Origin of the sequence: Cupriavidus sp. MP-37 (genome assembly GCF_020618415.1) — a bacterium.
Taxonomy (GTDB): domain Bacteria; phylum Pseudomonadota; class Gammaproteobacteria; order Burkholderiales; family Burkholderiaceae; genus Cupriavidus.
The window spans coordinates 2017832-2041479 of sequence record NZ_CP085344.1 but is presented as its reverse complement, the minus strand read 5'-3'; the positions used below and the strand labels follow the sequence as shown (position 1 = coordinate 2041479).

At 67.8% G+C, this 23648-nt stretch carries 22 protein-coding genes; 9 read left to right on the top strand and 13 right to left on the bottom strand.

Translation table 11 applies throughout. The features are described 5' to 3' along the window. The first annotated feature begins 72 nt into the window (after positions 1 to 72). The 3 genes from LIN44_RS09535 (at position 73) to LIN44_RS09525 (ending at position 4029) form a co-directional block, all read left to right on the top strand. Positions 73 to 759, top strand: a complete 687-nt coding sequence (locus LIN44_RS09535; protein ID WP_012435768.1) for a heavy metal response regulator transcription factor — start codon at positions 73 to 75, stop codon at positions 757 to 759. Further along, entirely contained in the window at positions 756 to 2141 is a 1386-nt protein-coding gene (locus tag LIN44_RS09530) for a heavy metal sensor histidine kinase (protein WP_012435767.1), read from the top strand. Before LIN44_RS09535 ends, LIN44_RS09530 begins: the two co-directional genes overlap by 4 nt. A gap of 157 nt (positions 2142 to 2298) precedes the next feature. Continuing rightward, entirely contained in the window at positions 2299 to 4029 is a 1731-nt protein-coding gene (locus LIN44_RS09525) for a phage integrase family protein (RefSeq protein ID WP_041672593.1), read from the top strand. Positions 4030 to 4115: 86 nt separating this feature from the next. Here LIN44_RS09525 and LIN44_RS09520 read toward each other — a convergent pair whose 3' ends face one another. Next, complete coding sequence (locus LIN44_RS09520; protein ID WP_012435765.1) at positions 4116 to 4604, bottom strand: hypothetical protein; 489 nt, start codon at positions 4602 to 4604, stop codon at positions 4116 to 4118. A 552-nt stretch (positions 4605 to 5156) separates the two neighbouring features. Between LIN44_RS09520 and LIN44_RS09515 the strand changes: the two genes are divergently transcribed. Together LIN44_RS09515 and LIN44_RS09510 are read left to right on the top strand one after the other, a co-directional pair. Beyond that, positions 5157 to 6683 (top strand): ISNCY family transposase, encoded by a 1527-nt coding sequence (locus LIN44_RS09515; protein ID WP_227311956.1) that lies wholly within the window; start codon positions 5157 to 5159, stop codon positions 6681 to 6683. Between the two features lie 664 nt (positions 6684 to 7347). Then, positions 7348 to 8400: a glycosyltransferase family 4 protein gene (locus tag LIN44_RS09510; RefSeq protein ID WP_227311955.1), complete on the top strand. Its 1053-nt coding sequence runs from the start codon at positions 7348 to 7350 to the stop codon at positions 8398 to 8400. On the opposite strand, the gene LIN44_RS09505 is transcribed toward LIN44_RS09510, so the two are convergent. The 5 genes from LIN44_RS09505 to LIN44_RS09485 form a co-directional block, all read right to left on the bottom strand. Continuing rightward, on the bottom strand, positions 8397 to 8612 hold the full coding sequence (locus LIN44_RS09505; protein ID WP_227311954.1) for a hypothetical protein: 216 nt from the start codon (positions 8610 to 8612) through the stop codon (positions 8397 to 8399). The two genes, LIN44_RS09510 and LIN44_RS09505, sit on opposite strands and share 4 nt — an antisense overlap. A gap of 357 nt (positions 8613 to 8969) precedes the next feature. Beyond that, positions 8970 to 10217 (bottom strand): DUF4010 domain-containing protein, encoded by a 1248-nt coding sequence (locus tag LIN44_RS09500; RefSeq protein WP_227311953.1) that lies wholly within the window; start codon positions 10215 to 10217, stop codon positions 8970 to 8972. Positions 10218 to 10334: 117 nt separating this feature from the next. Beyond that, positions 10335 to 11156: a class I SAM-dependent methyltransferase gene (locus LIN44_RS09495; RefSeq protein WP_227311952.1), complete on the bottom strand. Its 822-nt coding sequence runs from the start codon at positions 11154 to 11156 to the stop codon at positions 10335 to 10337. Positions 11157 to 11247: 91 nt separating this feature from the next. Next, positions 11248 to 12042 (bottom strand): TorF family putative porin, encoded by a 795-nt coding sequence (locus LIN44_RS09490; protein WP_227311951.1) that lies wholly within the window; start codon positions 12040 to 12042, stop codon positions 11248 to 11250. Positions 12043 to 12159: 117 nt separating this feature from the next. Continuing rightward, entirely contained in the window at positions 12160 to 12402 is a 243-nt protein-coding gene (locus LIN44_RS09485) for a hypothetical protein (protein WP_227311950.1), read from the bottom strand. Positions 12403 to 12491: 89 nt separating this feature from the next. Here LIN44_RS09485 and LIN44_RS09480 point away from each other — a divergent pair, with 89 nt between their 5' ends. After that, entirely contained in the window at positions 12492 to 13361 is an 870-nt protein-coding gene (locus LIN44_RS09480) for a DUF72 domain-containing protein (protein ID WP_227311949.1), read from the top strand. Between the two features lie 158 nt (positions 13362 to 13519). Here the strand turns inward: LIN44_RS09480 and LIN44_RS09475 are convergent, their stop codons facing one another. The 6 genes from LIN44_RS09475 to LIN44_RS09450 are packed head-to-tail and all read right to left on the bottom strand — an operon-like array spanning position 13520 to position 19368. Continuing rightward, a complete protein-coding gene (locus LIN44_RS09475) occupies positions 13520 to 13864 on the bottom strand; it encodes a Na+/H+ antiporter subunit G (RefSeq protein WP_062799472.1) in 345 nt (114 codons plus the stop codon). An 11-nt stretch (positions 13865 to 13875) separates the two neighbouring features. Next, a complete protein-coding gene (locus LIN44_RS09470; RefSeq protein WP_227311948.1) occupies positions 13876 to 14148 on the bottom strand; it encodes a K+/H+ antiporter subunit F in 273 nt (90 codons plus the stop codon). Next, positions 14133 to 14636: a Na+/H+ antiporter subunit E gene (locus LIN44_RS09465; RefSeq protein ID WP_227311947.1), complete on the bottom strand. Its 504-nt coding sequence runs from the start codon at positions 14634 to 14636 to the stop codon at positions 14133 to 14135. Before LIN44_RS09465 ends, LIN44_RS09470 begins: the two co-directional genes overlap by 16 nt. 3 nt (positions 14637 to 14639) lie before the next feature. After that, positions 14640 to 16181, bottom strand: a complete 1542-nt coding sequence (locus LIN44_RS09460; protein WP_227311946.1) for a monovalent cation/H+ antiporter subunit D — start codon at positions 16179 to 16181, stop codon at positions 14640 to 14642. Further along, complete coding sequence (locus LIN44_RS09455; protein ID WP_227311945.1) at positions 16178 to 16564, bottom strand: Na+/H+ antiporter subunit C; 387 nt, start codon at positions 16562 to 16564, stop codon at positions 16178 to 16180. Before LIN44_RS09455 ends, LIN44_RS09460 begins: the two co-directional genes overlap by 4 nt. Next, a complete protein-coding gene (locus LIN44_RS09450; protein WP_227311944.1) occupies positions 16564 to 19368 on the bottom strand; it encodes a monovalent cation/H+ antiporter subunit A in 2805 nt (934 codons plus the stop codon). The genes LIN44_RS09455 and LIN44_RS09450 overlap by 1 nt, the downstream gene beginning before the upstream one ends. A 402-nt stretch (positions 19369 to 19770) precedes the next feature. Here LIN44_RS09450 and LIN44_RS09445 point away from each other — a divergent pair, with 402 nt between their 5' ends. Further along, positions 19771 to 20568 carry a crotonase/enoyl-CoA hydratase family protein gene (locus tag LIN44_RS09445; protein WP_227311943.1) on the top strand — a complete coding sequence of 266 codons (798 nt, stop codon included), beginning with the start codon at positions 19771 to 19773 and terminating at the stop codon, positions 20566 to 20568. Positions 20569 to 20624: 56 nt separating this feature from the next. Here LIN44_RS09445 and LIN44_RS09440 read toward each other — a convergent pair whose 3' ends face one another. Beyond that, on the bottom strand, positions 20625 to 21440 hold the full coding sequence (locus LIN44_RS09440; protein ID WP_227311942.1) for an IclR family transcriptional regulator: 816 nt from the start codon (positions 21438 to 21440) through the stop codon (positions 20625 to 20627). Between the two features lie 216 nt (positions 21441 to 21656). Here LIN44_RS09440 and LIN44_RS09435 point away from each other — a divergent pair, with 216 nt between their 5' ends. Together LIN44_RS09435 and LIN44_RS09430 are read left to right on the top strand one after the other, a co-directional pair. After that, positions 21657 to 22835, top strand: coding sequence for a thiolase family protein (locus LIN44_RS09435; protein ID WP_227311941.1), 1179 nt, complete (start codon positions 21657 to 21659; stop codon positions 22833 to 22835). A 44-nt stretch (positions 22836 to 22879) separates the two neighbouring features. Further along, positions 22880 to 23644, top strand: coding sequence for an SDR family NAD(P)-dependent oxidoreductase (locus tag LIN44_RS09430; protein ID WP_227311940.1), 765 nt, complete (start codon positions 22880 to 22882; stop codon positions 23642 to 23644). The last annotated feature ends 4 nt before the right edge of the window (positions 23645 to 23648 follow it).

Genomic DNA, 23648 nt, shown 5'->3' with positions numbered 1-23648 from the left:
GAGCAGGGCTGCGTAGACTCGCCATGGGCTGACCCAAGCGCAGCCATACAATCGGAAAAAGGAAGCTCGAACATGAAACTGCTCGTCGTAGAGGACGAATCCAAGACAGGCCAGTACCTGCGCCAGGGATTGACCGAGGCCGGATTCGTTGTCGACCTGGTTGGCAACGGGCTTGATGGACAACACCTGGCGCTCAACGAGTCTTACGATCTGATTATTCTCGACGTCATGCTGCCGGACCTCGATGGCTGGAGAATTCTGCTGAGCCTGCGCGCGGCCGAGAGCGCGGTTCCGGTCTTGTTCCTTACTGCCCGCGACAGCGTCGCTGATCGGGTCAAGGGACTGGAGCTCGGCGCGGACGATTACCTGGTAAAGCCATTTGCATTCTCCGAACTGTTGGCTCGCGTCCGGACGCTGCTGCGCCGCGGCACTGTGCAGATGGGGCTGGACCGCATTCAGGTGGGCGACCTGGTGCTTGATCTTAGTCGACGTCGCGCTTCGCGCGGAGGTCGCCGGATAGCGCTGACCAGCAAGGAGTTTGCGCTGCTCGAACTGCTCGCCCGCAGGCGGGGAGAAGTTCTGCCCCGCTCGTTGATTGCGTCCCAGGTGTGGGATATGAACTTCGACAGCGACAGCAATGTGATCGACGTTGCGATTCGCCGCTTGCGAGCCAAGATCGACGACGACTTCGACGCCAAGCTGATTCAGACGGTGCGAGGCATGGGGTACGTGCTGGAAGCGCCCGAGGGGCAAGAATGAAGCGCCGTATGTCGCTGACCATGCGGCTGACGTTGTTGTTTTCTCTGACGTCGGCATTGGTGCTACTTGGCCTCGGAATACTGATCTGGCTTTCCATGGACCGGCATTTTGCCGACGAAGATTATGTGGTGCTTGGGGACAACGTTCGTCTGATTCAAAAGATCGCTCAGGAGCAATCCAGCACGCACCTGCCGAGCCGTCTTGCGGAAATGGTGGAACATCACCCCGGTTTTGTCGCCCATGTGAGCACCGCGAAAGGTGACGTCATTTACCGCACCAATGGGTTCGATTTTGGCGCCATGCTCAACGTTATTGGCCGGCTTGGACCGGATGAGACGACCTTGAGCTGGCAGCAGGGAGACAAGGAATACCGAGGTATGCGCGCGCACGCGACAGTGCCCGGCGAGTCGGTGCCCTTGGCGGTGATGGTCGGCATGGACACCGAAATCCATGCCCACTTTATGCACGCGTTTCGTCGCTCGCTGGCCTTCTATACCACGTTGGCGGTGCTCGCCAGCGGCTTGTTCGGCTGGTGGGCAGCCAGGCGCGGTCTGGCGCCGTTGCGAACGATGGCCTCTCGCGCCAAGGGTGTCACGTCGAATCACCTTGACGCCCGCATGCCCGTGGAGACCGTGCCGGTGGAGATGGCCGATCTGGCGGCGACGCTGAATGCCATGCTCGAGCGCTTGCAGGACGATTTCCGGCGATTGTCCGAATTCTCGTCCGACCTGGCTCACGAATTGCGCACGCCGATCACCAACCTGATGACCCAGACCCATGTCGTGTTGTCGCAGCCGCGCGAGGCCGCCAAGTACCGCGACGTGTTGGCCTCCAACGCCGAGGAGCTGCTGCGCCTTGGCCGCATGGTGTCCGATATGCTTTACTTGGCCAAGATGGAGCACGGCATCACGCTGCCCAACGAGGAGTCGATCCATGTCGGCGACGAGGCCCGCGCGCTGTTTGATTTCTACGACGCCTTGGCCGAGGACAAGGGTGTGCAGCTGCGCCTGCAGGGCGACGCCAGCATCGTGGGCGATCGCCTGATGTTGCGCCGCGCACTGAGCAATCTGCTGTCGAACGCACTGCGGTATACGCCCAGCGGCAAAGCGATTGTGATCAAGGCATGCGAGCAAGACGGCGGCGCCACCATCGTGGTCGAGAACCAGGGCGAGGGGATCGATCCCGAGCTGTTGCCGTCGTTGTTCGACCGGTTCTTTCGGGCCGACAAGTCCAGGGCGCGCGCTGATTCGGACAGCGTGGGGCTTGGCTTGTCGATCACGCAAGCCATCATGGTGGCGCACCGCGGTGGAATCTCGGCTGAGTCGTCAGGCGGTCTCACCCGCTTTATTCTGACCTTCCCGCGGCGCCAGCCACGAGCTTAGGGAGGCCGGTCCCCCATGGCGAGCTGCGAGGCACGTGCTGATGCCAGCAAGATCGGCATACTGTTAGGCCATGTGCCGGATCCCGCTGCCAATAGCGACGCTATTGAGATAAGTATTCTTATCGTAATAGCCAGTTCGCTGCGCTAAACTGGCCCCCATGAAATCACGCCTGACCCTACCTAACTCCACATCATCCGCCAGCACGGGTATGGATACGGCCCCGACCGATGCCTCCACGGCACTCCCCGATGCCGCGTCCCTGGCCGCGCTGCGTGCCTGGCATGCCGGCCTGAGCTCCCGGCAAGCCGTGGCGCAATACCTGGGGGAGGAGAGGGCGCGCGGCCAATCCTCGCGCGCCGTGCTGGGCCGCATTCGCCGCCGGCTTGCCTTGCTGGCACGCGAGCGCGGCCGCGACGATCTGGCCGCGTTGTTCGAGATGCCGGCGTCGGCGCGGGTGGCGCAGGGCAGGGTGGCCGACCGTGCTATCGAGGTCCTGCGCACGCTGCCGACGCCACAGCCAGCGATCACCGACGACATCGGCCGCTGGCTACCGGCCCGCGCCGTCGCCGCCCTGCGCGCCCACGGCATCGAGACGCTGGCGGCGCTGACGGTGCGCGTGCCCAGGCGCCGACGCTGGTGGGCAGCCATCCCGAGGCTGGGCGCGACCGGTGCCAGACAGATCGAGGCGTTCTTCGCCGCGCATCCCGAGCTGACCGAGCGGGCCCGCGCGCTGATCGTGCAGGAGCGGCGCAGCAGCGTCGTGCCGTGGGAGCAGCTACGCTTGCCCCATCAGGTCGACGGCTCCGAAGGGCGCTTTCGCGCCCCGCGCGCGACGTGCACCTTGACCGCGGACAACGACTACGAGGCGGTGCAGGCCTGGCTGGCGCTGCACGAGTCACCGGCTACTCACCGCACCTACCGCAAGGAAGCGGAACGGCTGATCCTGTGGGCCATCGTCGAGCGTCAGCGGCCGCTGTCGTCGTTGACCACCGAAGACGCCGTGGCCTACCGCGCCTTCCTGCGGCGTCCCATGCCACGAGAGCGGTGGGTCGGGCCGCCACGCCCGCGCTCGTCGCCGGACTGGCGGCCGTTCACCGGTGCGCTGGCCGCACGCTCGGTCGCCCATGCGCTGTCCATCCTTGGGGCGATGTTCCGGTGGCTGGTCGAGCAACGCTACGTGCTGGCCAATCCCTTCGCCGGCATCAAGGTGCGCGGCGGCGGCCGCACCGCGGCGCTGGACAATTCGCGCGCCTTTACCGACGGTGAATGGAAGTTGGTGCGGACCATTGCCGACGGGCTCGAGTGGTCCTACGGTTGGGAGGCCGCCGCGGCGCAGCGCCTGCGCTTCGTGCTGGATTTTGCCTATGCAACGGGGCTACGTCCCAGCGAGCTGGTAGGAGCCACGCTCGGGGATATCTGGACCGACGCGCAAGGCGACGAATGGCTCGAGCTGACCGGCAAGGGCGGCCGCAGCGGCAACGTGGCAATGCCCCCGTTGGCGCGGCGGGCGGTGGAGCGCTACCTGACGGAACGCGGACTGCCCATCAGTCGGCGTTTGTGGCGTCCCGAGGTCCGCCTGGTCGGTGATCTGGGCAGCGAGCCCGAGATCGGCATCTCCAGCACGCGGCTATGGCATGTGGTGAAGCGGTTCTTCAAGCTGGCTGCGGATGTCATTGGTGCGGACCATCCGGCGGCGGCGGACAAGCTGCGCCGCGCCAGTCCCCACTGGATGCGCCATACGCACGCCACACACGCGCTAGGAAGCGGCGCGGAACTGACCATCGTTCGAGACAACCTGCGGCATGCGTCCGTGTCGACGACGTCGATCTACCTGCACAGCGACGAGGTAAAAAGGGCAAGGCAGATCGGAGAGGCATTTGGGGCGTAAATGACACCCGCAAGGGCGCCAATAGCGGGCTGTACGGACGAATAAGGGACTACAATCTTGCCCCTTCGTTGCCGAGCGGTTCGGGCTCAAAACACGGAATCCTTCAAGCCGAATCCCCTTGTTGGCATCACGGCGACCGTCATGCTGTCGGCGTGTGGCCCCGCCGCGCACAGGGCGATCGCGCGCCGTGCATGGTGACGGCTGCGCAAATCGACGAACTCGAGCATCAGAAAGGCCAAGCAGATGGCCGCCAGCACCAAACCGCCCACGCCGCCGGAAGTCTTGCCATAGGTGAATGCCGCGACGGCCAGGCCGAACATGGTCACGGTGCCGAAGCAAAATGCCCAGAAGCTGGGCGTCACCTGACCTGGTCGGAGCGCGACGTAGGTGGGGCCGGCGGTAAAGCCATGGTCCTCATTGAACCGCAGATAAGGCCAACCGGAGGCCGCCCAGCGCGCGAGCGACAGCGCTGCCGAATGCTGCGCGATGTAGCGCAGTTGGGCGACTGAAAAGCTCCGGCCATAGGCTGCATACATCCGTCCGCAATCGGCCAGCGTCGGTGCGGCAGGGGCCATCACCTCCCACGCTCGCGCTACAGCATCCGGATTTCGCACACATGGCTCGCGCGCCAGCCAAGACAGTACTTGCACGCCCTGTGACCAAGGCACCGCCGAAGATTCCATGTCCGCCCCCCGAATTGTCTGCCACGCCACGGCAGTGTCCTAAAGTAACTTTGCGTCACTTTACACGGCTAGCAAAGAGGCCGACAACTCGGACAGGGGTATCTCGCAGGCGGGGGCGCGAGCACGTGCAAACGGTAGAGAGAGCACACGGCGCTCCCGGCATAGTCGCCGGCTGTGCCGTCATCGAAACTGCCAGCCTCCGAAAGGTAAGCGCCTAGGGGCGGGTAACAAATTTATGCAAAAACGGGTAACAAATTTATGCAAATTAACGTTAGCTGAGGTACGCGCCATATTCAGGCGCACGTAACATTTAACATAATATACATTATGCGAATGGAATTGTTAGCCGTTATTAGTAATGTCACCTTTGGGATCATTAGAGATGTCACCTAGGGCTGTCCCTCCGTAAGCTCCGAAGTTCGTCGGGCGCTACGGGAGGCAGCCATGCACGAACAGGGATTGGTGACCATGAGCATGCGCGAAGTTGACCGCATGAAGGTGATTCAGGCTGTCGCCGATGGGCACTTGGCGCGCTGGCGCGCCGCCGAGCGTCTAGGCATCAGCGCCCGGCACGTTAGACGGCTTGTTTTGCGACTCTTGGAGGATGGGCCGAGCGGACTGGTTTCGCGCAAGCGCGGTCGTCCCAGCAACCGGCAATTGCCGCCAGGGCTGGAATCCCGCGAGCGCGGCCTGATCCGTGACAGCTATGCCGACTTCGGCCCGACCCTGGCTACCGAGAAGCTGCGCGAGCGCCATGGCATCGAGATTTCACCGGCGTGCGTACGCCGGATCATGATCGACGCCGGTTTCTGGGTCCCGAGGAAGCTGCGCCCACCCAAGGTGCACCAGCCGCGCAACCGCCGCGCCTGCCTGGGCGAGCTGGTGCAGATCGATGGCAGCGACCACGCCTGGTTCGAGGACCGGGCGCCGGCGTGCACGCTGCTGGTCTATGTCGATGACGCGACCGGGCGGCTGATGCAGCTGCTGTTTGCGCCAACGGAATCGACCCTAGCGTATTTCACCGCCACGCGCGCCTATGTCGAGCGCCACGGCAAGCCGATGGCGTTCTATTCGGACAAGGCCGGCATCTTCCGCGTCAACGCCAAGGACAATGCCGAAGGCCGCGGCTACACGCAGTTCGGGCGCGCGCTGTTCGAGCTGAACATCGACATCCTGTGCGCCAATTCGAGCCCGGCCAAGGGCCGGGTCGAGCGGATGAACGGCACGCTGCAGGACCGGCTGATCAAGGAACTGCGCTTGCGCGGCATCAGCAGCCTGGCCGCCGCCAACGCGTTTGCCCCGCATTTCATCGCCGACTTCAATGCGCGCTTTGCCAAGGTGCCCAGGCGCGACTTCGATGCGCACAGGCGGCTGCGCGGCGACGAGGATCTGGAACGAATCTTCAGCTGGCGCGAGTGGCGCAAGGTGTCCCGGAGCCTCACGCTGCAGTACGACAAGCTGCTGTACCTGCTCGAGGACCGGCCCGAGCACCGGCGCCTGGTCCACCGCTACCTCGAGGTGGCCGAATACCCGGACGGCAGGATCGAGCTGTGGGCCGATGGCACGTCGCTGCCCTACACCACCTATGACCGGCTGTCTCAGATCGACCGGGGCGCGATTGTCGAGCACAAGCGGCTGGGGCACGTGCTGGCCATTGCCGCGCAGATGCAGGCGCAGCGCGACAGCCGCGAGCAGGCGGGCCCATCGCGCACGCTGGCCGGCGCGCCGCCGCGCCCGGCCCAGCCGTCAGCCAGCACCAAGCGCCAACGTCAGATCAACCGGCTCGATCTGGAGCGCGCGATGGCGGCGGCCCCGATCCAGCAGAAGGCGGACATCCTAACTTGGCCCACCGCGATTCAACCGCCCCACCCTGAGCTGAACTCGGTCACGTCAGGCCAGCCCCACCGCCCTACGCCCACCCCGCAAAAGCATCCAACCTCGCACAAAAAGCACGCCCATGCCGACATTTGAATTGAGCGGAACGGGCGACCTTTCAAAACCGCCTGGACAGCAGTTGTAGCAGCTAAGTTGTAATGTCCGCTTATAGCCAGCTTCAAATGTCCGAGTTGACCCGCGTAACCTGTACGGCCTTGAGCCAGCCAGGGAGCCGCCATGCGACCGGACACGATCACCATGACGATGCGCCAATTGGAGCGGCTCAAGGTCTTGCAGGCCTTGGCGGACGGTCACCTGAAGACCGGCATTGCTGCTGCTCGGCTGGGCTTGAGTCCACGCCAGACGCTGCGCGCGAGGCGAAAACGCTTGGCGTCGCGTACTGCGCGCGCGAAGCCGCAGGCGCCGAGCCCGCATACTGTGCGCGCGCCTTCGACGCGGCAAGCAAGCCAGCCTATTGCGCACTCACTTCGCCGGCGCGCGGGACCTGTTAGACGGTTCCCTTTATCAAAGCACGGGCGACTCGCTTTCGGTTCGACCCGTGTCCGGTTTTCGGATGCAGCGCGATGCGAGAGTTCCGCATCGCGCTGCCCGCGAATACCGCGCTGGCGATATCCGCCAGCGCCTGGCACCGCCCTCCGTGCGCCAGCGAACAGAGCGCTGTACCGCGTGCCGGCATGCTTGAACGTCGCCGTCCCCTTCAGCGGGGCCTGTGCTGTGCAAGCCATGGAGCGCAACGAGGATGAGCCAGCCCAAGCCCCCGGACATCGCGCCGCCGCTGCCCGATCTCCTGATATTCAGCGTCCCGTTCCATCCCTCCGTGGGGGGGATGGAACGCTTTGCCGAAGACCAGGCGCTGGGGCTGACCGAGCTGGGCTATCGGATCGAGCTGGCGACGCGCACGCCGGCGGCGCCGGGCGATGCGCCGGCGTTTCCCTATCCGGTCACGCGCGTGGCCGGCGTGCTTGAGCTGGCGCGCGCCATGCTGCGGCACCCGCTGGTGGTGTTCGTCGGACTGACCTTCTACGACGTGTTGCTGGCAACTGTGCTACGCCGCCGCATCGTGCTGACGCATCATGGCCCGTACAGTCACTATGGCGAGAACCGGCGTTTCACGGCGGGCAACGTCAAGCGCTGGATGGCGCGCTTCTACCACAACATCTGCGTCAGCCGGTACCTGGCCGGATGGATACCGGGACAGCCGCTGGTGATCCACAACGGCTATCGCGACGACATTTTCCAGTCGGCAGACGCGCCGCGCAAGCCGGGCAGCTTTGCTTTTGTCGGCCGGCTGGTGACGGAGAAAGGGGTCGACCTGTTGCTGCGCAGCTTCGCCAAATTGCGCGCATTGCGGCCCGAGGTCAGCCTGACGGTGATCGGCGACGGTCCGCAGTACGCGCTGCTGGTCGCCTTGGCGGCGACCCTGGAGTGCGCCGAGGCCGTGACCTTTGCCGGCGCGCAGCGGCCCGCGGTAGTGGCCACGATGCTGGCGCAGCATGCCTGCCTGGTGGTGCCGTCGATCGGCTACGAGCCCTTCGGCATCGTCGCCCTGGAAGGCCTGGCGGCCGGCTGCGAGGTCATCGTGACGCGTCGCGGCGGGCTGCCAGAGGCCGTCGACGGTTTCGGCTGGGTGGTGGAGCCCGGCGTCGACCCGTTATGCGAAACGATGCTGGCCGTTTGCGCAGGCGAGTCGCGCCGCAGCGAGCCAGGCCTGCGCCTGTTCCTGGCCGACCACCAACGCAACACCGTTGTGCGCCGCTACGCTGAAGCGATCGCAGGCTTCATGCGGCACTAGCGCGCGGGCTTTTTCGGCTTGCCGGTTTCGGCCTGGTGCTGCCTGCGCGGATCCTCGTTGCGGAAGCCGCCATAGCTGCTTTGCCCGGGATCGGCGCTGCGGCTCTTGATCTCGCTGGCGTCCCGGTCCATGCGCGCGCCCGGGTTCTTCTTGTCGGTGCCGGTCCTGGCTTCGGTCTTGCGCGAGGTCTTTCCACTTGAACCTGGTTTCATTTCCAACTCCTTGTCGTGACACATCGGTCGGTCTGAGGACTTGTCCCCCGGGTCGTCCGACCCGCTTTGCCAGAGCGGCGCCGGCACCGGGAAACGAAGACGACGCAACTTTTGTTCCACGATGGAGTGCCGCGCGCCGGCGCCCATGGCTGCCGTGACCGCGGTCATACGAGGCAATCCGCGCGTCAGCGTTGCAGAATTTGCAGGTCGGCGCCGCGCGCCACCGTCGCGCCGTGACCCCAGGGTTCGGGGGCGGGCCAGCGTGCAAAGGGGCATGATCGTCATCGTCCGACCCTGCGCACCGGGACATTCCGACGACGGCGGAAGGAAGATGGTGGCGGACCCGGCGCCCCAACCTCAGGCCAGCCGCAGCAGCCATGCCGCCGCCCAGGCCGCGCCGGTGGACAGCACCAGCCCGAACGCCACCGGCACCGCAAAGCGCGCGCCGCCCGCTGTCGAGGCGACGATCTTGCTGATGGTATTGGCGGTCAACGCGCCCAGCACCGGCCATACCGCCGCCGGCGGCTCCAGCTTGCCGGCGCCGACCATGGCGCCGATCGAGGTGGCCGCGGCATGGGCGTCGGCAAAGCCGGCGCCCACGGACAGCGCCAGCAGGCCCTCTTTGCCGGCCCGCGCCTGCGTGGCCGCGCCCACCAGTTGCAGCACGGCAAACAGCAGCGCGAACACCGCCGCGCCGCGCCAGTCGAAGATACCGCCGCCGGGGACGCCCTCGGTGCCGCCACGGGCCTCGTGCCACGAGCGCCAGAGCCAGATGCCGCCAAAGGCCGCGATCACTGCCAGCCCCGCCGCCAGCGGCAGCGCCAGCGCCGCCAGCGCGGACAAACTGGTGGCGCCCAGCAGCACCAGCATCTGCACGTAGGTGGCGACACTCGACAGCAGCGCCGCCGCCACCGGCCCGTGGATGCGCGCCTCGCTCTGGCGCGACAGCACCGCCATCGCGGCAATGGTGGCGGTGCTGGAGACGAAACCGCCGAACAGGCCCGAGATCGGCAGCCCCAGGCGCTCGCCGAACAGGCGCGCGCAGACGTGCCCGACCGCGCCGGCCAGCAGCACCAGCAGCACTACCAGCCAGATCGCGTGCGGGTTCCACGCGTCGAGCGGGCCCAGGTAGCGGTCCGGCAGCAGCGGCCAGACGATCAGCGCGGCGGTGGCAAGGATCAACGCCTCGCTCATCTCCTCGCGCGTGACCACGCGGCGCGCCAGATGATGCAGGAAGGACTTGCCGTGCAGCAGCAGCACCACCACCGTGGCCAGCGCCGCCGCCAGCGCCGGATGGCCTGCCGCCAGCGCGCCCAGCAGCAAGGTCAGCAGCAGCGCGAATTCCGTGGTCAGGCCGCTGTCGTGGCCGGCCGAGCGGTAATAGCCCACCGCCGTCAGCAGGGCCGCGCCCAACAGCATGACCGGCAGCACCAGCGCCGATGGCAGCATCGCGCTGGCCACCCCCGCCAGGCTGGCCAGCGCGAAGGTGCGCAGCCCGGCCGGGGCTTCGCCGCCGCCGTCAGCCGCCTGGCTGCGCTCGCGCTCCAGCCCGATCGCCAGTCCGATGCCCAATGCCACCGATGCGGAAATGATCGAAGGGTCCATGCCATTTGCCCGAGGTTTGGTCGCCGTAACGCCTGGCGCATGCCAGTGACGACAGTATCGGTGCAGGCGGCGATTTGCGCACCCCCTTGGCCGGCGGCCTGTGCCGGGCCACTTGCTTCAGGGCGCGGCGACCATGACCACGTGTGCCTGCATCGGGCCGGCCAGCGGTCCGGTACCGTAGGCCCCGATCAGCGCCTGCTCGCAGTGATCGGTCGCGCGCGCCAGGGCGTCCGGCCCGCGCGCCTCAAGGTCGGCGCGCAGCGGCGTGCCCTGGCAGAACGCCATGGCGGCCATGCGCGCGTTTGCGGCGTGGCTGGTTTCAGTGACGGTCTCGAAGACCGCGCCCGCCGTGAACCCGCCCGCGCGCAGGTCTTGCTCGATGGCCGCCTGGCTGTGGTAACCGTGCGGGATCCGGCCCATGAAATCGGGCGGCGCGTCGGGGAACAGCGCGGCGAGCGCGGCGGTGATGTCGCGGGCAAAGGCGTTGAATGCGATCCGGTCCCAGACATTGAACACCAGCGTGCCGCCCGGCACCAGCACGCGGCGCGCCTCGGCGAACGCCCTGCCCTTGTCGGGGAAAAACATCGCGCCGAACTGGCAGGCCACCAGGTCGAAGCTGGCATCGTCGAACGGCAGCCGCATGGCGTCGGCCTCGCGCCATTGCACCGGGCGCGCGGTGCCCGCGGCTTGCGCGCGCGCCAGCATCGGTGCATTGAGATCGGTGGCCACCACCAGGGTGTCCGCCGCCAGCCGCTCGGCCAGCTCGCGCGTCAGCGCCCCGGTACCGGCGGCCAGCTCCAGCACCCGGCGTGGGCGCAGCGCGGCGATGCGCCGGCCCAGGTCGGCGGCATAGGGCGCAAAGATCATCGGCACCATCAGCGCCTCATAGATCTCGGGAATCGCCCCCGCAAAGACTTTGTCCTGGTGTTGCATGCCCATGGCCCGCCCTCCCCTCGCCCACCCGGCGGTAAAGTCGCCGGGGTCGCCTGAGTGGGTGTAGGACACATCGCGGGCAATGTAAACCGCGCCGCTAGAACGTCTTGCTCAGCGATCCCCAGACGGTGGCGCGGCCAAGGTAACGCCCTTTGGCGCTGGTGTACACCGCCCGGTCGGCATTGGTATCGAGATACGCCAGCGCCAGCGCGAAGCCGTGGCCCAGGTCCTTGGTCAGGCCAAGCTTCCAGTCAGCGTACGAGGCCCCGGCCACCTGCACCTTCTGGTAGCCCACGTCGGCGTTGAGCGTGAGGCCCCACACCCCGAGCGGAAGGTTGGCCGACAGGTCGGCGTACCAGCTGTGGCGGCTGTCGGGCATCCCGAACAGGTTGGTCGGCGCATAGGAATACTTCAGCGTCACGGGGCCGTAGCCGACCCCGGCGTACAGCTCGGTGGTGTCCGGGCTGGTGTAGCGGTCGGGATAGCTGCCCGGATAGTAGTACTGCAGCACGCCCACGTCGGTGCTCCAGCCGCTGTCGCCAAATGCATGGCGGTAACCGCCGTAGAAGTCCATCTCGATGGGAGCGGACACGTCCGGATGGCTGTCGCCCAGCCAGCTGATGCTCGAGTTCCAGTTGCCGAGGTAGAAGCCGCTGGCATGGCTGTAGTCGAAGCCGCCCTGGAGCGCCGGGCGGGCGTTGCTTTGCGTCAGGCCGCGGTAGCGGTAGTCGCTGGCGAGCGCAAGGTTGGCGTTGAACGTGTGGGTTGCGGCGGCATCGGCCGTGTCGGCGGCGGCTTGCGCCAGTGCGGGCGTGGCGCTGGCGAGCCACAGGGCAGCGGCAATCGCTGCGGGTGCGGCGTGCCGGCTGCCGGAAGTGCGAAGCAAGGTCATGGTCGAAGGTGGCGGATTGAGGGCGCGTCCGCATCAGGACGCCCCGCCACGATAAGGACTTCGACATAAAAACGGCGTCAAGAGACGCCTCGACCGTATTGAAATGCGGTAAACGCCTTATGTCCGCGCAGGCGCCTGCTTCAGCTGTTCGCTGGCCACGGACAGCATCCGCAGCGCCTCGTCGAACACCGGCAGCGCGGCCTCACGGCCGGCGGCGTCCTGCGCCATGCCGTCGCGGTCAACAGTCACGCCGGCGATCAACTGGTCGAGAAAGCCCGGTTGGGCCAGCTCGGTGCGCTGCAGCAGCAGATGCAGCAGGTAGCAGCATGCGCCAAGGCGCGGATCTTGCGGGACTGGCATGGATGGGTCTCCTGTGACGGGCGCCCGGGCGCGGCGCGCAGGCAAGTATGACGCCGTCGATTGCAAAAAGTACAGACCAAGGCTTGGCGATGATCCGCATCGGCATTTCAGGCTGGCGCTATGCCGGCTGGCGCGGCGTGTTTTATCCCGAGGGGCTGGCGCAGCGGCGCGAGCTGGAATTCGCGTCGCGCGCGGTCGAAACCATCGAGATCAACGGCTCGCACTACGCACTGCAGACGCCGAAAAGCTATCGCGCCTGGCATCAGGCCACGCCGCCGGGCTTTGTGTTCAGCGTCAAGGGCCCGCGCTACCTGACCCACATGCTGCGCTTTCGCGACGATTCGGCGCGGCCGGCGATGGCCAACTTCTTTGCTTCCGGCGTGCTGGCGCTGGAAGAAAAGCTGGGGCCGGTGCTGTGGCAGTTTCCTCCCAACTTTGCCTTCGATCCCGAGCGCATGGACCGTTTCCTGTCGCTGATTCCGCACGACACGCACCGTGCCCGCGAACTGGCGCGGCAGCACAACCGCAACGTCAGTGACCCGTGGTATGGGACGGGGCGCCGGCGCCCGATCCGGCATGCGGTCGAAATCCGCCACGACAGCTTCTGCACGCCCGAATTCCCTGCCCTGCTGCGCCGGCACCGGGTGGCGCTGGTGATCTCCGACGCCGTCGCCGACTGGCCCTATGCCGAGGACGTGACCAGCAATTTCCTGTACCTGCGCCTGCACGGCTCGCAGACGCTCTATGGCGGCGCCTATTCCGATGCCGCGCTGGATCGCTGGGCCGCGCGGCTGGTCGAGTGGGCCAATGGCAAGGAGCCGGCGGATGCGCAGCGGATCTCGCCGAAACGCGCACGGGCCGCCGCGCATCGGGACATCTACTGCTATTTCGATAACGACAAGAAGGTAAAGGCCCCGTTCGATGCGCAGCGCCTGCGCGCGCGCATCGAGGAGAAATAAGGTTCAGCGCCGGATTTCGGGGGAGGATGCCGGTGCGCGCGGCTTGACGGGGTTGACTTCGTGGATGCGCCGGCCCTCTCCCCCGCCCCTCTCCCGCAAGCGGGAGAGGGGAGAAAACCGTTCAGCAAGCGCATGCCGTGGATTGCCCCGGCTCCCGCTCAATCGCGGATGCGCGGCATCCACCCGCTCCCCCGCGTGCGCGGGTCCACCGGCAGCTGCCGCTGCAGCGCGGCCTTGGCCAGCATGTGGGCGCTGATCGGCGCGGTCAGGAACAGGAAGGCGGTCACCAGCAGTTCATGCAGGGTGGCGTCGCCGCGGAAGCTGAAGTACGCCACCGAGGCCAGCACCACGCCGCCCACGCCCAGCGTGGTCGACTTGGTCGGCCCATGCAGGCGCATGAAGAAATCCGGCAGCCGGAACAGGCCGATGGCCCCGACCAGCATGAACACGCTGCCCACCAGCAGCAGCGCGCAGACGATGAATTCGGCAACGGGATGCAGCATGGGCCGGGCTCCTAGTATTCGATGATATCGCCGCGCTGCAGGTACTTGGAGAGCGCCACGGTGGCGACAAAGCCCATCACCGCAATCAGCAGCGCGGCTTCGAAAAACACCGCCGAGTCCAGGCTGATGCCCAGCACCACGATCAGCGCGATGGCGTTGATGTTGAGCGTATCGAGCGCGACGATGCGATCCGGCAGGCTGGGCCCGCGCAGCAGCCGGCCCAGCGTCAGCAGGAAGGCCAGGCCAAGGATCACCAGGCAGACCGGTATCACGATGGCAAGCATTGGAAAATCTCCTTGAGCGGGGTTTCATAGCGCGACTTGATCAGCGCGACCAGCGCGGCCTCTTCCTCCAGGTCCAGCACATGGACCAGCAAGGCGCGGCGGTCGTCGCTCAGTTCGGCACACAGCGTGCCCGGACTGAGCGAAACGATGCTGATCAGCGCGGTGGTGGCAAGTTCATGCTCGACGTCGAGCGGCACCACGATAAACGCCGGACGCAGTCGCGCGGTGCGTCCCAGCACCATCACGGCCACTTCCAGGTTGGCTTTGATGATATCGATCAGCACATGGAAGCTGAGGCGCAGGATCAGGTCCGGGCGCGACAGGCGGAAGGCGCCCAGCACCAGCCAGCGGTCGGCCAGCCGGCCGATGGCCCAGCCGAGGGCCGCGCCCAGCAGCCAGTGTCCGGGCGCGATGCTCTGGACCAGCATCAGCCACATCAGCATCAGGATCAGGCTGAGCCAGGGATGGGGCAGCAGACGACGCAACATGGCCTACCCCCGCTCGCCGGGCAGCACCGCCCGCAGGTAGGCGGCGCGGTCCAGCAGTTGCGCGGCGGCATCCGCGACGTAATCGCTGACCGGACGCGCGCCCACGGTCAGTGCCAGGTTGCCCGCCAGCAGCAGCATGCAGCAGGCCAGCTTGCGCGCATCCGGCCGCACCCGCAGGCGCGCCGCGCCGGGATGGTCCTCATCCAGGTATTCCGTGCCTTCGGCCACGCGCTGCGCTTCATGCGGCAGGCGCCACAGCAGCCGCGTGCCGGTGCGCGAGACCGCGATCAGCAGCAGCAGGCTGGAGCCCAGCACCGCCGGCCACAGCACCGGCATCCATGGCGCCGGCGTGGCGCGCAGGATCATGGCCTTGCCCAGGAAGCCCGACAGCGGCGGCAGGCCCACCGCCGCAACCACGCCCACCAGGTATAGCAGCCCCGCCAGGCGCGAGGCGCTGACCGGCACGCCGTCGGTGCGTGCGGCTTCGGGCTCGAGCGCATCGGCCAGCAGGAACAGCGCTGCAGTGCACAGCGTGGTGCTGAGCAGGTAGTACAGCGCCGCGGCCCAGCCGGCCTGGCTTTGCATCGACACGCACGCTGCCAGCAGCCCGACCGACGCCACCACCAGGTAGCTGGTCATGGCACGCAGCGCCGTCGCGGCGAGCGCGCCCAGCGCCCCGACCGCCAGCGTGGCCAGCGCCAGCGCGAACACCCAGTCATGCAGGAACGGCCCCAGCAGCCCTTGCGCGCCGCCGAAGATCAGCGCATCGCAGCGCAGCATCGCGTAGATGCCGACCTTGGTCATGATGGCGAACAGCGCCGCCACCGGCCCGGCCGCGCTGGCATAGGCGCGCGGCAGCCAGAAGTAGAGCGGGAACAGCGCCGCCTTGAGTGCGAACACCAGCATCAGCATCGCGCCCGCGGCCACCGCCAGCGGCAGGTCCTGCTCCGGCAGCCCGGCCAGCCGCAGCCCCAGGTGCGCCATGTTGAGCGTGCCGGAGAGCCCGTACAGCACGCCGATCGCGACCAGGAAGAACGACGACGCCACCAGGTTCAGGATCACGTAATGCAGGCCGGCGCCGACGCGCGCGCGCCCCGCCCCATGCACCAGCAGCGCATAGGACGCGATCAGCAGGACCTCGAAAAAAACGAAGAGGTTGAACAGGTCGCCCGCCAGGAACGCGCCGTTCAGGCCCATCAGCTGGAACTGGAACAGCGCGTGGAAGTGCCGCCCCTGGCGCGCCGTGCCCTCGCCCGCCGCGGCCAGCGCGGCCACCGCAAGCAGCGCGGTCAGGGCCAGCATCATCGCGCCGGTGCGGTCCAGCTGCAGCACGATGCCGAACGGCGCGCTCCAGTTGCCCATGGCATAGACCGCGATCTCGCCGCCGGCCGCATGGCGCAGCAGCAGCACGGCCACCGGCACCAGCAGCAGCGTCGCCACCGCACTGGCCAGGCGCTGTGCGTGCAGCCGCTGGGCCGGCATCGCCGTCAGCAGCGCGCCCGCGAACATCGGGATCAGGATGGGCAGCAGCACGGCATGGATCATGGCCGCGGCTCCTTGTCGCCAGCGTTGCCGCCTGCGGCGGCATCGCCGTCATGCGCCGGCGGCCGGCCGGCGGCGTCGACATGGTCGCTGCCGGTGAGGCCCAGCGAGCGCAGCGCCAGCACCACCGCGAACGCGGTCATGCCGAAGGCGATGACGATGGCGGTCAGCACCAGCGCCTGCGGCAGCGGGTCGGCATAGCTGGCCCCCGGCGCGATCACCGGCGGCCGGCCGATCGACAACCGCCCCATGCCCAGCAGGAACAGGCTGACCGCATACGACAGCAGGGTCAGCCCCAGCACCACCGTGAACACGCGCTCGCGCAGCAGCAGGTAGATGCCGGCGGCGGTCAGGATGCCGATGGCAATGGCGTAGAGCGCGGCCATCAGTCCTCCTCCGCGGCTTGTGCCGGCGGCAGGTTGCGCACGCCCAGGTGAGACACGATCACCAGCGTGGTTCCGGTCACGGTACAGAACACTCCCAGGTCGAAAATCATCGCCGTGGCCAGCTCCACTTCGCCGATGCCGGGCAAGTGGAAGTGGCCGAAGGCGGTGGTCAGGAACGGATAGCCGAAGGCCAGGCTGCCCAGCCCGGTCAGCCCCGCGATCAGGATGCCGGCGCCGGCGATGACGCGGTAATCCGGCGCGATGCGCGCCTCGGTCCAGCGCACGCCGTTGGCGACGTATTGCAGCAGCAGCGCCACCGACGTGATCAGCGCAGCAATAAAGCCCCCGCCCGGCTGGTTGTGCCCGCGCAGCAGGATGAAGGCCGCCACCAGCAGCGTCAGCGGCAGCATCAGCCGCGCCAGCATCGCCAGCAGCAGCGGGTGCGCCTGGCTGGTCCACGGCAGGCCGTCCGGCGCGGCCGACGGCGTCGGCAGGCGCATGCCCTTGAGCAGGGCCTGCACCGCCAGGCCGGCGACCAGCAGCACGCAGATCTCGCCCAGCGTGTCGAAGCCGCGGAAATCCACCAGCAGCACGTTGACCACGTTGTGCCCGCCGCCGCCCGGCACCGCCTGCTCGATATAGAACGCCGACACCGGGTCATACGGACGCGTCATCACCGCGTAGGCCGCCACCGCCAGCAGCGTGCCGCCGCCCAGCGCCAGCACCGCATCGCGCACGCGGCGGCCGGCGCCGGGGCGGTCGTGCGCTTCGCGCGGCAGGTAGAACAGCGCCAGCACCAGCACCAGGATGGTCACCACCTCGACCGAGATCTGGGTCAGCGCCAGGTCTGGCGCCGAAAAGCGCAGGAACGCCAGCGACACCATCAGCCCGCAGCCGCTCAGCAGCACCAGCGCCAGCAGCCGCTGCCGGTGCGCCGCCACCACGGCGATGGCGCACAGCGCCAGCAGCGCCAGCGTGGCGGCGCCGACCGGATCGATGGCGCCGGCGGGCAGGCTGCCGGCGAGCGCGGCCAGGTCAGCCAGGTAGTACGCCGGCACGGCCAGCAGCGCCAGCAGCATCCAGGCGATATAGGTGGGCAGCGAGCCGCTCTCGAGCCAGCGCGTGACGGCCCCGGCAAAGCGTTCCAGCGCCTGCATGCCATGCTCGAACGAGCGCCGCGCGCTCAGGTGTTCGATAGCCTGCTGCCAGCGCCGCAGTGCGTCGCGGCGCAGGAAGAACAGGGTCGCGCCGCCCGCCATCGACACCAGGCTCATCAGCAGCGGCAGGTTGACCCCGTGCCACAGGTTCAGGCTGTAGGCGGGCAGCGGCGCGCGCAGCGTCGCCAGCGACGCGGCCGCGAGCAGGTCGCCGACGGTGTAGGCCGGCACCAGCCCGACCACCAGGCAGATCACCACCAGGAACTCCACCGGCACCTTCATGAAGCGCGGCGGCTCGTGCGGCGGGTAGTTGGGCAGGTCGGGCCGGCCCCTGCCGAAGAACACGCCGTAGATGAAGCGCAGCGAATAGGCCATGGTCAGCGCGCCGGCCATGATCGCCGCGGCCGGGATCACCCAGTTGAACTCGCCCAGCAGCCCCTGCGCGAGGGTCTCGCCGAAGAACATTTCCTTGCTCAGGAAGCCGTTGAACAGCGGCACGCCCGCCATCGACAGCGACGCCACGATGGCCAGCACCGCGGTGTGCGGCATATAGCGGGCCAGGCCGCGCAGGCGGTCCAGGTCGCGCGTGCCGGTTTCGTGGTCGATGATGCCGGCGGCCATGAACAGCGACGCCTTGAACACCGCGTGGTTGATGATGTGGAAGATCGCCGCCACCGTGCTGAGCTGGGTGTCGAGCCCGAACAGCAGCGTGATCAGCCCCAGGTGGCTGATGGTGGAATACGCCAGCAGGCCTTTCAGGTCGCGCTGCAGCAGCGCCAGGCCGGCGCCGACGATGAGCGTGGCCAGCCCCGTCATGCTGACCAGGTAGAACCAGCTGTTGGTGCCGTCCAGCACCGGATACAGCCGCGCCAGCAGGAACACGCCGGCCTTGACCATGGTGGCCGAGTGCAGGTAGGCCGAGACCGGCGTGGGCGCGGCCATGGCGTGGGGCAGCCAGAAGCTGAACGGAAACTGCGCCGACTTGGTGAACACCGCCAGCAGCACCAGCACCAGCATCGGCAGGTACAGCGGGTGGTGCTGGACCTTGCCGGCCTGCGCCAGCACCACCGACAGCTCGAAGCTGCCGCAGATATGGCCCAGCAGCAGCACCCCCGCCAGCAGCGCCAGCCCGCCGCCGCCGGTGACCGCCAGCGCCATGCGCGCGCCCTGGCGCGCATCGGCACGCCACGACCAGAAGCCGATCAGCAGGAACGACAGGATGCTGGTCAGCTCCCAGAACACCACCAGCAACAGCAGGTTGCCGGCCAGCACCACGCCGAGCATCGCCGCCATGAACAGCAGCAGCAGGCAGAAGAAGCGCAGCGCCGATTCATTGCGCGCCAGGTAGTAGCGCGCATACAGGATCACCAGCAGCCCCACCCCCAGCACCAGCAGCGCGAACAGGAAGGCCAGCCCGTCGAGGCGCAGCGACAGGTCCAGCCCGAGCGCGGGCAGCCATGCCGCGCGCCAGCCCAGTGCGTGCCCCGGCTGCGCAAAAACCTCGCCGCGCAGGCTCATCAGCAGCATCAGCGCGGCCAGCGGCAAGCCGATGATGACCGGCGCCACCAGCCGCGGGGCACGCGTGCCGATCAACCACGTCAGCGCCGCGGCCAGCAGCGGCAGCGCAATCAGCAGGGGCAGCGCCATGGGCGCGCCCTCAGCCATTGCCCGGGGTTGCGGCCGGCGTGCGCGCGCCGGCGACGTGCCGGGCGGCAGATCGGGAAATGGATGCGAGTCGGATAGTCGGGGCGGTGGTCATGGTCTGGATTCTCTGGGCCGGCGGTCCCGGCCGCTACCTTCCGGATTCTGCCGTCATTGCGCCAGCCGTGCCAGCCAATCACCACGATTCGCAAAAAAATCATCGGCTTGCACAAGAAACTGAAGACTGCCCGCCGACCGCCAGCGCAGCGGCACAGGGACAGACGGCTCGCGCGGATGATATCCAATGAATATCGGTGATGAAGAAATGAATATTAGACGCCGGCGCACGCGTGGCTTAGCCTTGGCGCCAGGACATGCCCTCCCACCCCCGCATCCGGAGCCATCACCATGAGCCAGTTCCTTCTCTACGAACAGCAGGACCACATCGTCACGCTGACCATGAACGAGCCCGAGCGGCGCAATCCGCTGACCGGCAATACCGCGGTGGCGGAGTTCCTGGCCGCGATCGACCGTATCCACGGCGACCGCAGCGTGCGCGCGGTGGTGATCACCGGCGCCGGCACGGCGTTCTCGTCTGGCGGCAATATCAAGGACATGGAGCGCCAGGCCTCGGGCGCGGTGCCGGGCATGGAGATCCGCCAGGACTACCGCTGCGGCATCCAGCGGCTGCCGCTGGCGCTGTTCAACCTGGAGGTGCCGGTGATCGCCGCGGTCAATGGCGCGGCCATGGGCGCGGGGCTGGACCTGGCCTGCATGTGCGACATCCGCATTGCCTCGGAACGCGCGCAGTTCGCCGAGTCCTTCGTCAAGCTCGGCATCATTCCCGGCGACGGCGGCGCGTGGCTGCTGCCGCGCGTGATCGGGCTGTCGCGGGCCGCCGAGATGACCTTTACCGGCCAGCCGATCGATGCCAGGCTGGCGCTCGAATGGAACCTGGTGTCGCGCGTGGTCGCGCCCGACGCGCTGCTGCCCACCGCGTATGAGCTGGCCGGCCGCATCGCCGCCAATCCGCCGCACGCGGTGCGGCTGGCCAAGCGCCTGATGCGCGAAGCCATGCATACCCGGCTGGATACGCTGCTGGAACTGTCGGCCGGCTTCCAGGCGCTGTCGCACCAGACCGCCGACCACCGCGAAGCGGTGCAGGCCTTCCTCGACAAACGCACGCCGGTCTTTACCGGCAACTGAAGCCGGCAACTGAAGCCGGCAACTGAAGCGGCCGGCGCAATCTCGCTGGCGCGGCCCTAGCCTGCCACGCCCAGCGCCCCTTCGACATTGCGCACCAGGCTGACCAGGCGCGGGCCGATATCCTGCTCCAGCAACTGGCTCTGCGGGCTGAACACCGGCACCGACGCGGCGAAGATCCACGCCTCGCCGTCGCGGCGCGCGCGCATCGGCACGGCCACCGACTCCACCTCGCGGTGCAGGTCGCGATGGCCGCGGCAGAAGCCGTGCTCCTGCAGGTCGCGCGCGGCATCGGCCAGGCGTGCCTGCAGCCAGTCGGCGCGCGGCGGATCGGCGGCGCGCAGCTGGGCCAGATACGCCTCGCGCTCGGCCTGGTCCAGCCGCAGCAGATATGCGCGGCCCGAGCCGGTGCGCGAGACCGATACGCGCGTGCCGACCTCCGGCCGGAACACATGGCTGCCGACGCCCTGCGCGATCTCGACGTAAGTCAGCGCATGGCCGCTGCCGACGATCAGCTCGACCTGCCCGGCGCTATGGTCGGCCAGTTCCTGCATCGCCGGGCGCGCCAGCTGGCGGATCGTCATGCGCGCCAGCGCCGGCGCGGCCAGGTTGATCAGGCCGACGCCGGGAACATAGCGCGACAGCCGTTCCGAGTAATGCAGCAGGCCCAGCCCGCACAGCGTGTCGAGCAGCCGGAACAGGGTCGGCTTGGCCAGGCCGGTGCGCTCCATCAGTTCCCGGCTGCTGAGTTCCTGCACCGTCGGCGAGAAGCAGTTGAGGATCGAGACGCCGCGCGCCAGTGCGCTGACAAGGCGGGCCTCGCCGTCGGCGTCGGCGGATGGCGGGGCCACGGAGGCATGTGGAGCATTAGTCATCGCAGGGCCTGAATCTGAAGTTTTTTGATACGCGTGTCTCAAAACCCGGATGTTGCCCTTCGCCTTTTCGAAAGTCAAACCAGGTCTTTTGCGTTTACATGGCGATATTCCGACGCCAGAATCCCAATTCATCGTATCCGACGATCACTTTTCGATACAGACGTCTCAATATCCCCATCACGACTCGCAACGCTCAGCTTTTTCAGGAGACTCCGCATGCAACAAGCCGTCATCGTCGACGCCATCCGCAGCCCGATGGGCCGCTCCAAGCCGGGCTCGGCCTTTACCGAACTCCATGCCACCGAACTGCTGGCGCAGGTGCTCAAGGGCCTGGTCGAACGCAACCGGCTGGACCCGGGCCTGGTCGACGACGTCATCACCGGCTGCGTGACGCAGGCGGGCGAGCAATCCGCCGGTCCCGGCCGGGTCGCGTGGCTGGCGGCAGGCTTCCCCGAGCACGTGCCGGCCACCACCATCGACCGCAAGTGCGGGTCCAGCCAGCAGGCGGTGCACTTTGCCGCGCAGGGCATCATGGCCGGGGCCTATGACATCGTCATCGCCTGCGGCATCGAGTCGATGAGCCGGGTGCCGATGGGCTCGGCGCGCATCGGCCAGAACCCGTATGGCCCGTCGATGGAAGCGCGCTACGCGCCCGGCCTGGTGTCGCAAGGCGTCGCGGCCGAGCTGGTCGCGGCCAGATACGAGCTGTCGCGCGAGCAGATGGACACCTACTCGGCCCGCTCGCACGAACTGGCCGCCGGCGCGCGCGCGAGCGGTGCGTTCCGCCGCGAGATCCTGGGCATCAGCACGCCCAACGGCGTGGTCGCGCAAGACGAGACCATCCGCCCCGGCACCTCGGTGGAGAAGCTGGGCACGCTGCAGGCGTCGTTTCGCAACGACGAGCTCAGCGCGCGCTTCCCGCAGATCGGCTGGAACGTGACCGCCGGCAATGCCTCGCAGATCAGCGACGGCGCCGCCGCGATGCTGCTGATGAGCGAGTCGATGGCGCAGCGCCTGGGTTTGAAGCCGCGCGCGCGCTTTGTCGCGTTCGACGTCTGCGGCGACGATCCGATCGCGATGCTGACCGCGCCCATCCCCGCCAGCCAGCGCGCAATCAAGAAGAGCGGGCTGACGCTGGAGCAGATCGACCATTACGAAATCAACGAAGCCTTTGCCTGCGTGCCGCTGGCCTGGCAAAAGGCGCTCGGCGCCGACCCGGCGCGGCTGAACCCGCGCGGCGGCGCGATTGCGCTGGGCCATCCGCTGGGCGCCTCGGGCGTGCGGCTGATGACCACCATGCTGCATGCGCTGGAAGACAGCGGCCAGCGCTATGGCCTGCAGTCGATGTGCGAAGCCGGCGGCATGGCCAACGCCACCATCATCGAGCGCCTGTAAGCAACGCCCTGCCCCATCCCGATTTCCCATCAAGGAGACACACCATGAAACTGACCAATATGTCCGCCGTCGTCACCGGCGGCGCTTCCGGCCTGGGCCTGGCCTGCGTGCGGCGCCTGGTGGAACGCGGCGTCGACGTGGTCATCGCCGACCTGTCGGAAGAGCGCGGCAACGCCGTGGTCGACGAGTTCGGCGGCAAGGTCCGCTTCGTCAAGGCCGACGTGACCGACACCGGGCAGATGAACGCGGTCTACGACGCCGCCGAGGCCGTGGCCCCGCTGCGCGCGCTGATCCATTGCGCCGGCCTGGGCGGCCCGGTGCGCGTGGTCGAGAAGGACGGCTCGCCGGGCTCGCTGGGAAAGTACGAGTCGATCGTGCGCATCAACCTGATCGGCACCTTCAACGCGCTGCGCTTGGGCGCCGCGCGCATGGCGAAGAACGAGCTGGTCGACGGCGAACGCGGCGCCTGCGTGCTGACGGCCTCGGTGGCGGCCTACGAAGGCCAGATCGGCCAGATTCCCTATGCCTCGGCCAAGGCCGGCATCGTCGGCATGACGCTGGTCGCCGCACGCGACCTGGCGCAGCGCGCGATCCGCGTCTGCACCATCGCCCCGGGGCTGTTCGACACCCCGCTGCTGGCCAAGCTGCCCGAGAACGTGCGCGCCTCGCTCGGCGCCATGGTGCCGCACCCGGCGCGCCTGGGCGCGCCCGACGAATACGCCTCGACCGCGCTGCACATCCTCGAGAACCCGATGCTCAACGGCGAGACCATCCGCCTCGACGGCGCCATCCGCATGGCGCCGCGCTGAGCCG

Bases quoted from the DNA above. Each gene is read 5' to 3' on its own strand.
- LIN44_RS09535 (WP_012435768.1), top strand. From the start codon at position 73: ATGAAACTGCTCGTCGTAGAGGACGAATCCAAGACAGGCCAGTACCTG.
- LIN44_RS09530 (WP_012435767.1), top strand. From the start codon at position 756: ATGAAGCGCCGTATGTCGCTGACCATGCGGCTGACGTTGTTGTTTTCT.
- LIN44_RS09525 (WP_041672593.1), top strand. From the start codon at position 2,299: ATGAAATCACGCCTGACCCTACCTAACTCCACATCATCCGCCAGCACG.
- LIN44_RS09520 (WP_012435765.1), bottom strand. From the start codon at position 4,604: ATGGCCCCTGCCGCACCGACGCTGGCCGATTGCGGACGGATGTATGCA.
- LIN44_RS09515 (WP_227311956.1), top strand. From the start codon at position 5,157: ATGCACGAACAGGGATTGGTGACCATGAGCATGCGCGAAGTTGACCGC.
- LIN44_RS09510 (WP_227311955.1), top strand. From the start codon at position 7,348: ATGAGCCAGCCCAAGCCCCCGGACATCGCGCCGCCGCTGCCCGATCTC.
- LIN44_RS09505 (WP_227311954.1), bottom strand. From the start codon at position 8,612: ATGAAACCAGGTTCAAGTGGAAAGACCTCGCGCAAGACCGAAGCCAGG.
- LIN44_RS09500 (WP_227311953.1), bottom strand. From the start codon at position 10,217: ATGGACCCTTCGATCATTTCCGCATCGGTGGCATTGGGCATCGGACTG.
- LIN44_RS09495 (WP_227311952.1), bottom strand. From the start codon at position 11,156: ATGGGCATGCAACACCAGGACAAAGTCTTTGCGGGGGCGATTCCCGAG.
- LIN44_RS09490 (WP_227311951.1), bottom strand. From the start codon at position 12,042: ATGACCTTGCTTCGCACTTCCGGCAGCCGGCACGCCGCACCCGCAGCG.
- LIN44_RS09485 (WP_227311950.1), bottom strand. From the start codon at position 12,402: ATGCCAGTCCCGCAAGATCCGCGCCTTGGCGCATGCTGCTACCTGCTG.
- LIN44_RS09480 (WP_227311949.1), top strand. From the start codon at position 12,492: ATGATCCGCATCGGCATTTCAGGCTGGCGCTATGCCGGCTGGCGCGGC.
- LIN44_RS09475 (WP_062799472.1), bottom strand. From the start codon at position 13,864: ATGCTGCATCCCGTTGCCGAATTCATCGTCTGCGCGCTGCTGCTGGTG.
- LIN44_RS09470 (WP_227311948.1), bottom strand. From the start codon at position 14,148: ATGCTTGCCATCGTGATACCGGTCTGCCTGGTGATCCTTGGCCTGGCC.
- LIN44_RS09465 (WP_227311947.1), bottom strand. From the start codon at position 14,636: ATGTTGCGTCGTCTGCTGCCCCATCCCTGGCTCAGCCTGATCCTGATG.
- LIN44_RS09460 (WP_227311946.1), bottom strand. From the start codon at position 16,181: ATGATCCATGCCGTGCTGCTGCCCATCCTGATCCCGATGTTCGCGGGC.
- LIN44_RS09455 (WP_227311945.1), bottom strand. From the start codon at position 16,564: ATGGCCGCGCTCTACGCCATTGCCATCGGCATCCTGACCGCCGCCGGC.
- LIN44_RS09450 (WP_227311944.1), bottom strand. From the start codon at position 19,368: ATGGCGCTGCCCCTGCTGATTGCGCTGCCGCTGCTGGCCGCGGCGCTG.
- LIN44_RS09445 (WP_227311943.1), top strand. From the start codon at position 19,771: ATGAGCCAGTTCCTTCTCTACGAACAGCAGGACCACATCGTCACGCTG.
- LIN44_RS09440 (WP_227311942.1), bottom strand. From the start codon at position 21,440: ATGACTAATGCTCCACATGCCTCCGTGGCCCCGCCATCCGCCGACGCC.
- LIN44_RS09435 (WP_227311941.1), top strand. From the start codon at position 21,657: ATGCAACAAGCCGTCATCGTCGACGCCATCCGCAGCCCGATGGGCCGC.
- LIN44_RS09430 (WP_227311940.1), top strand. From the start codon at position 22,880: ATGAAACTGACCAATATGTCCGCCGTCGTCACCGGCGGCGCTTCCGGC.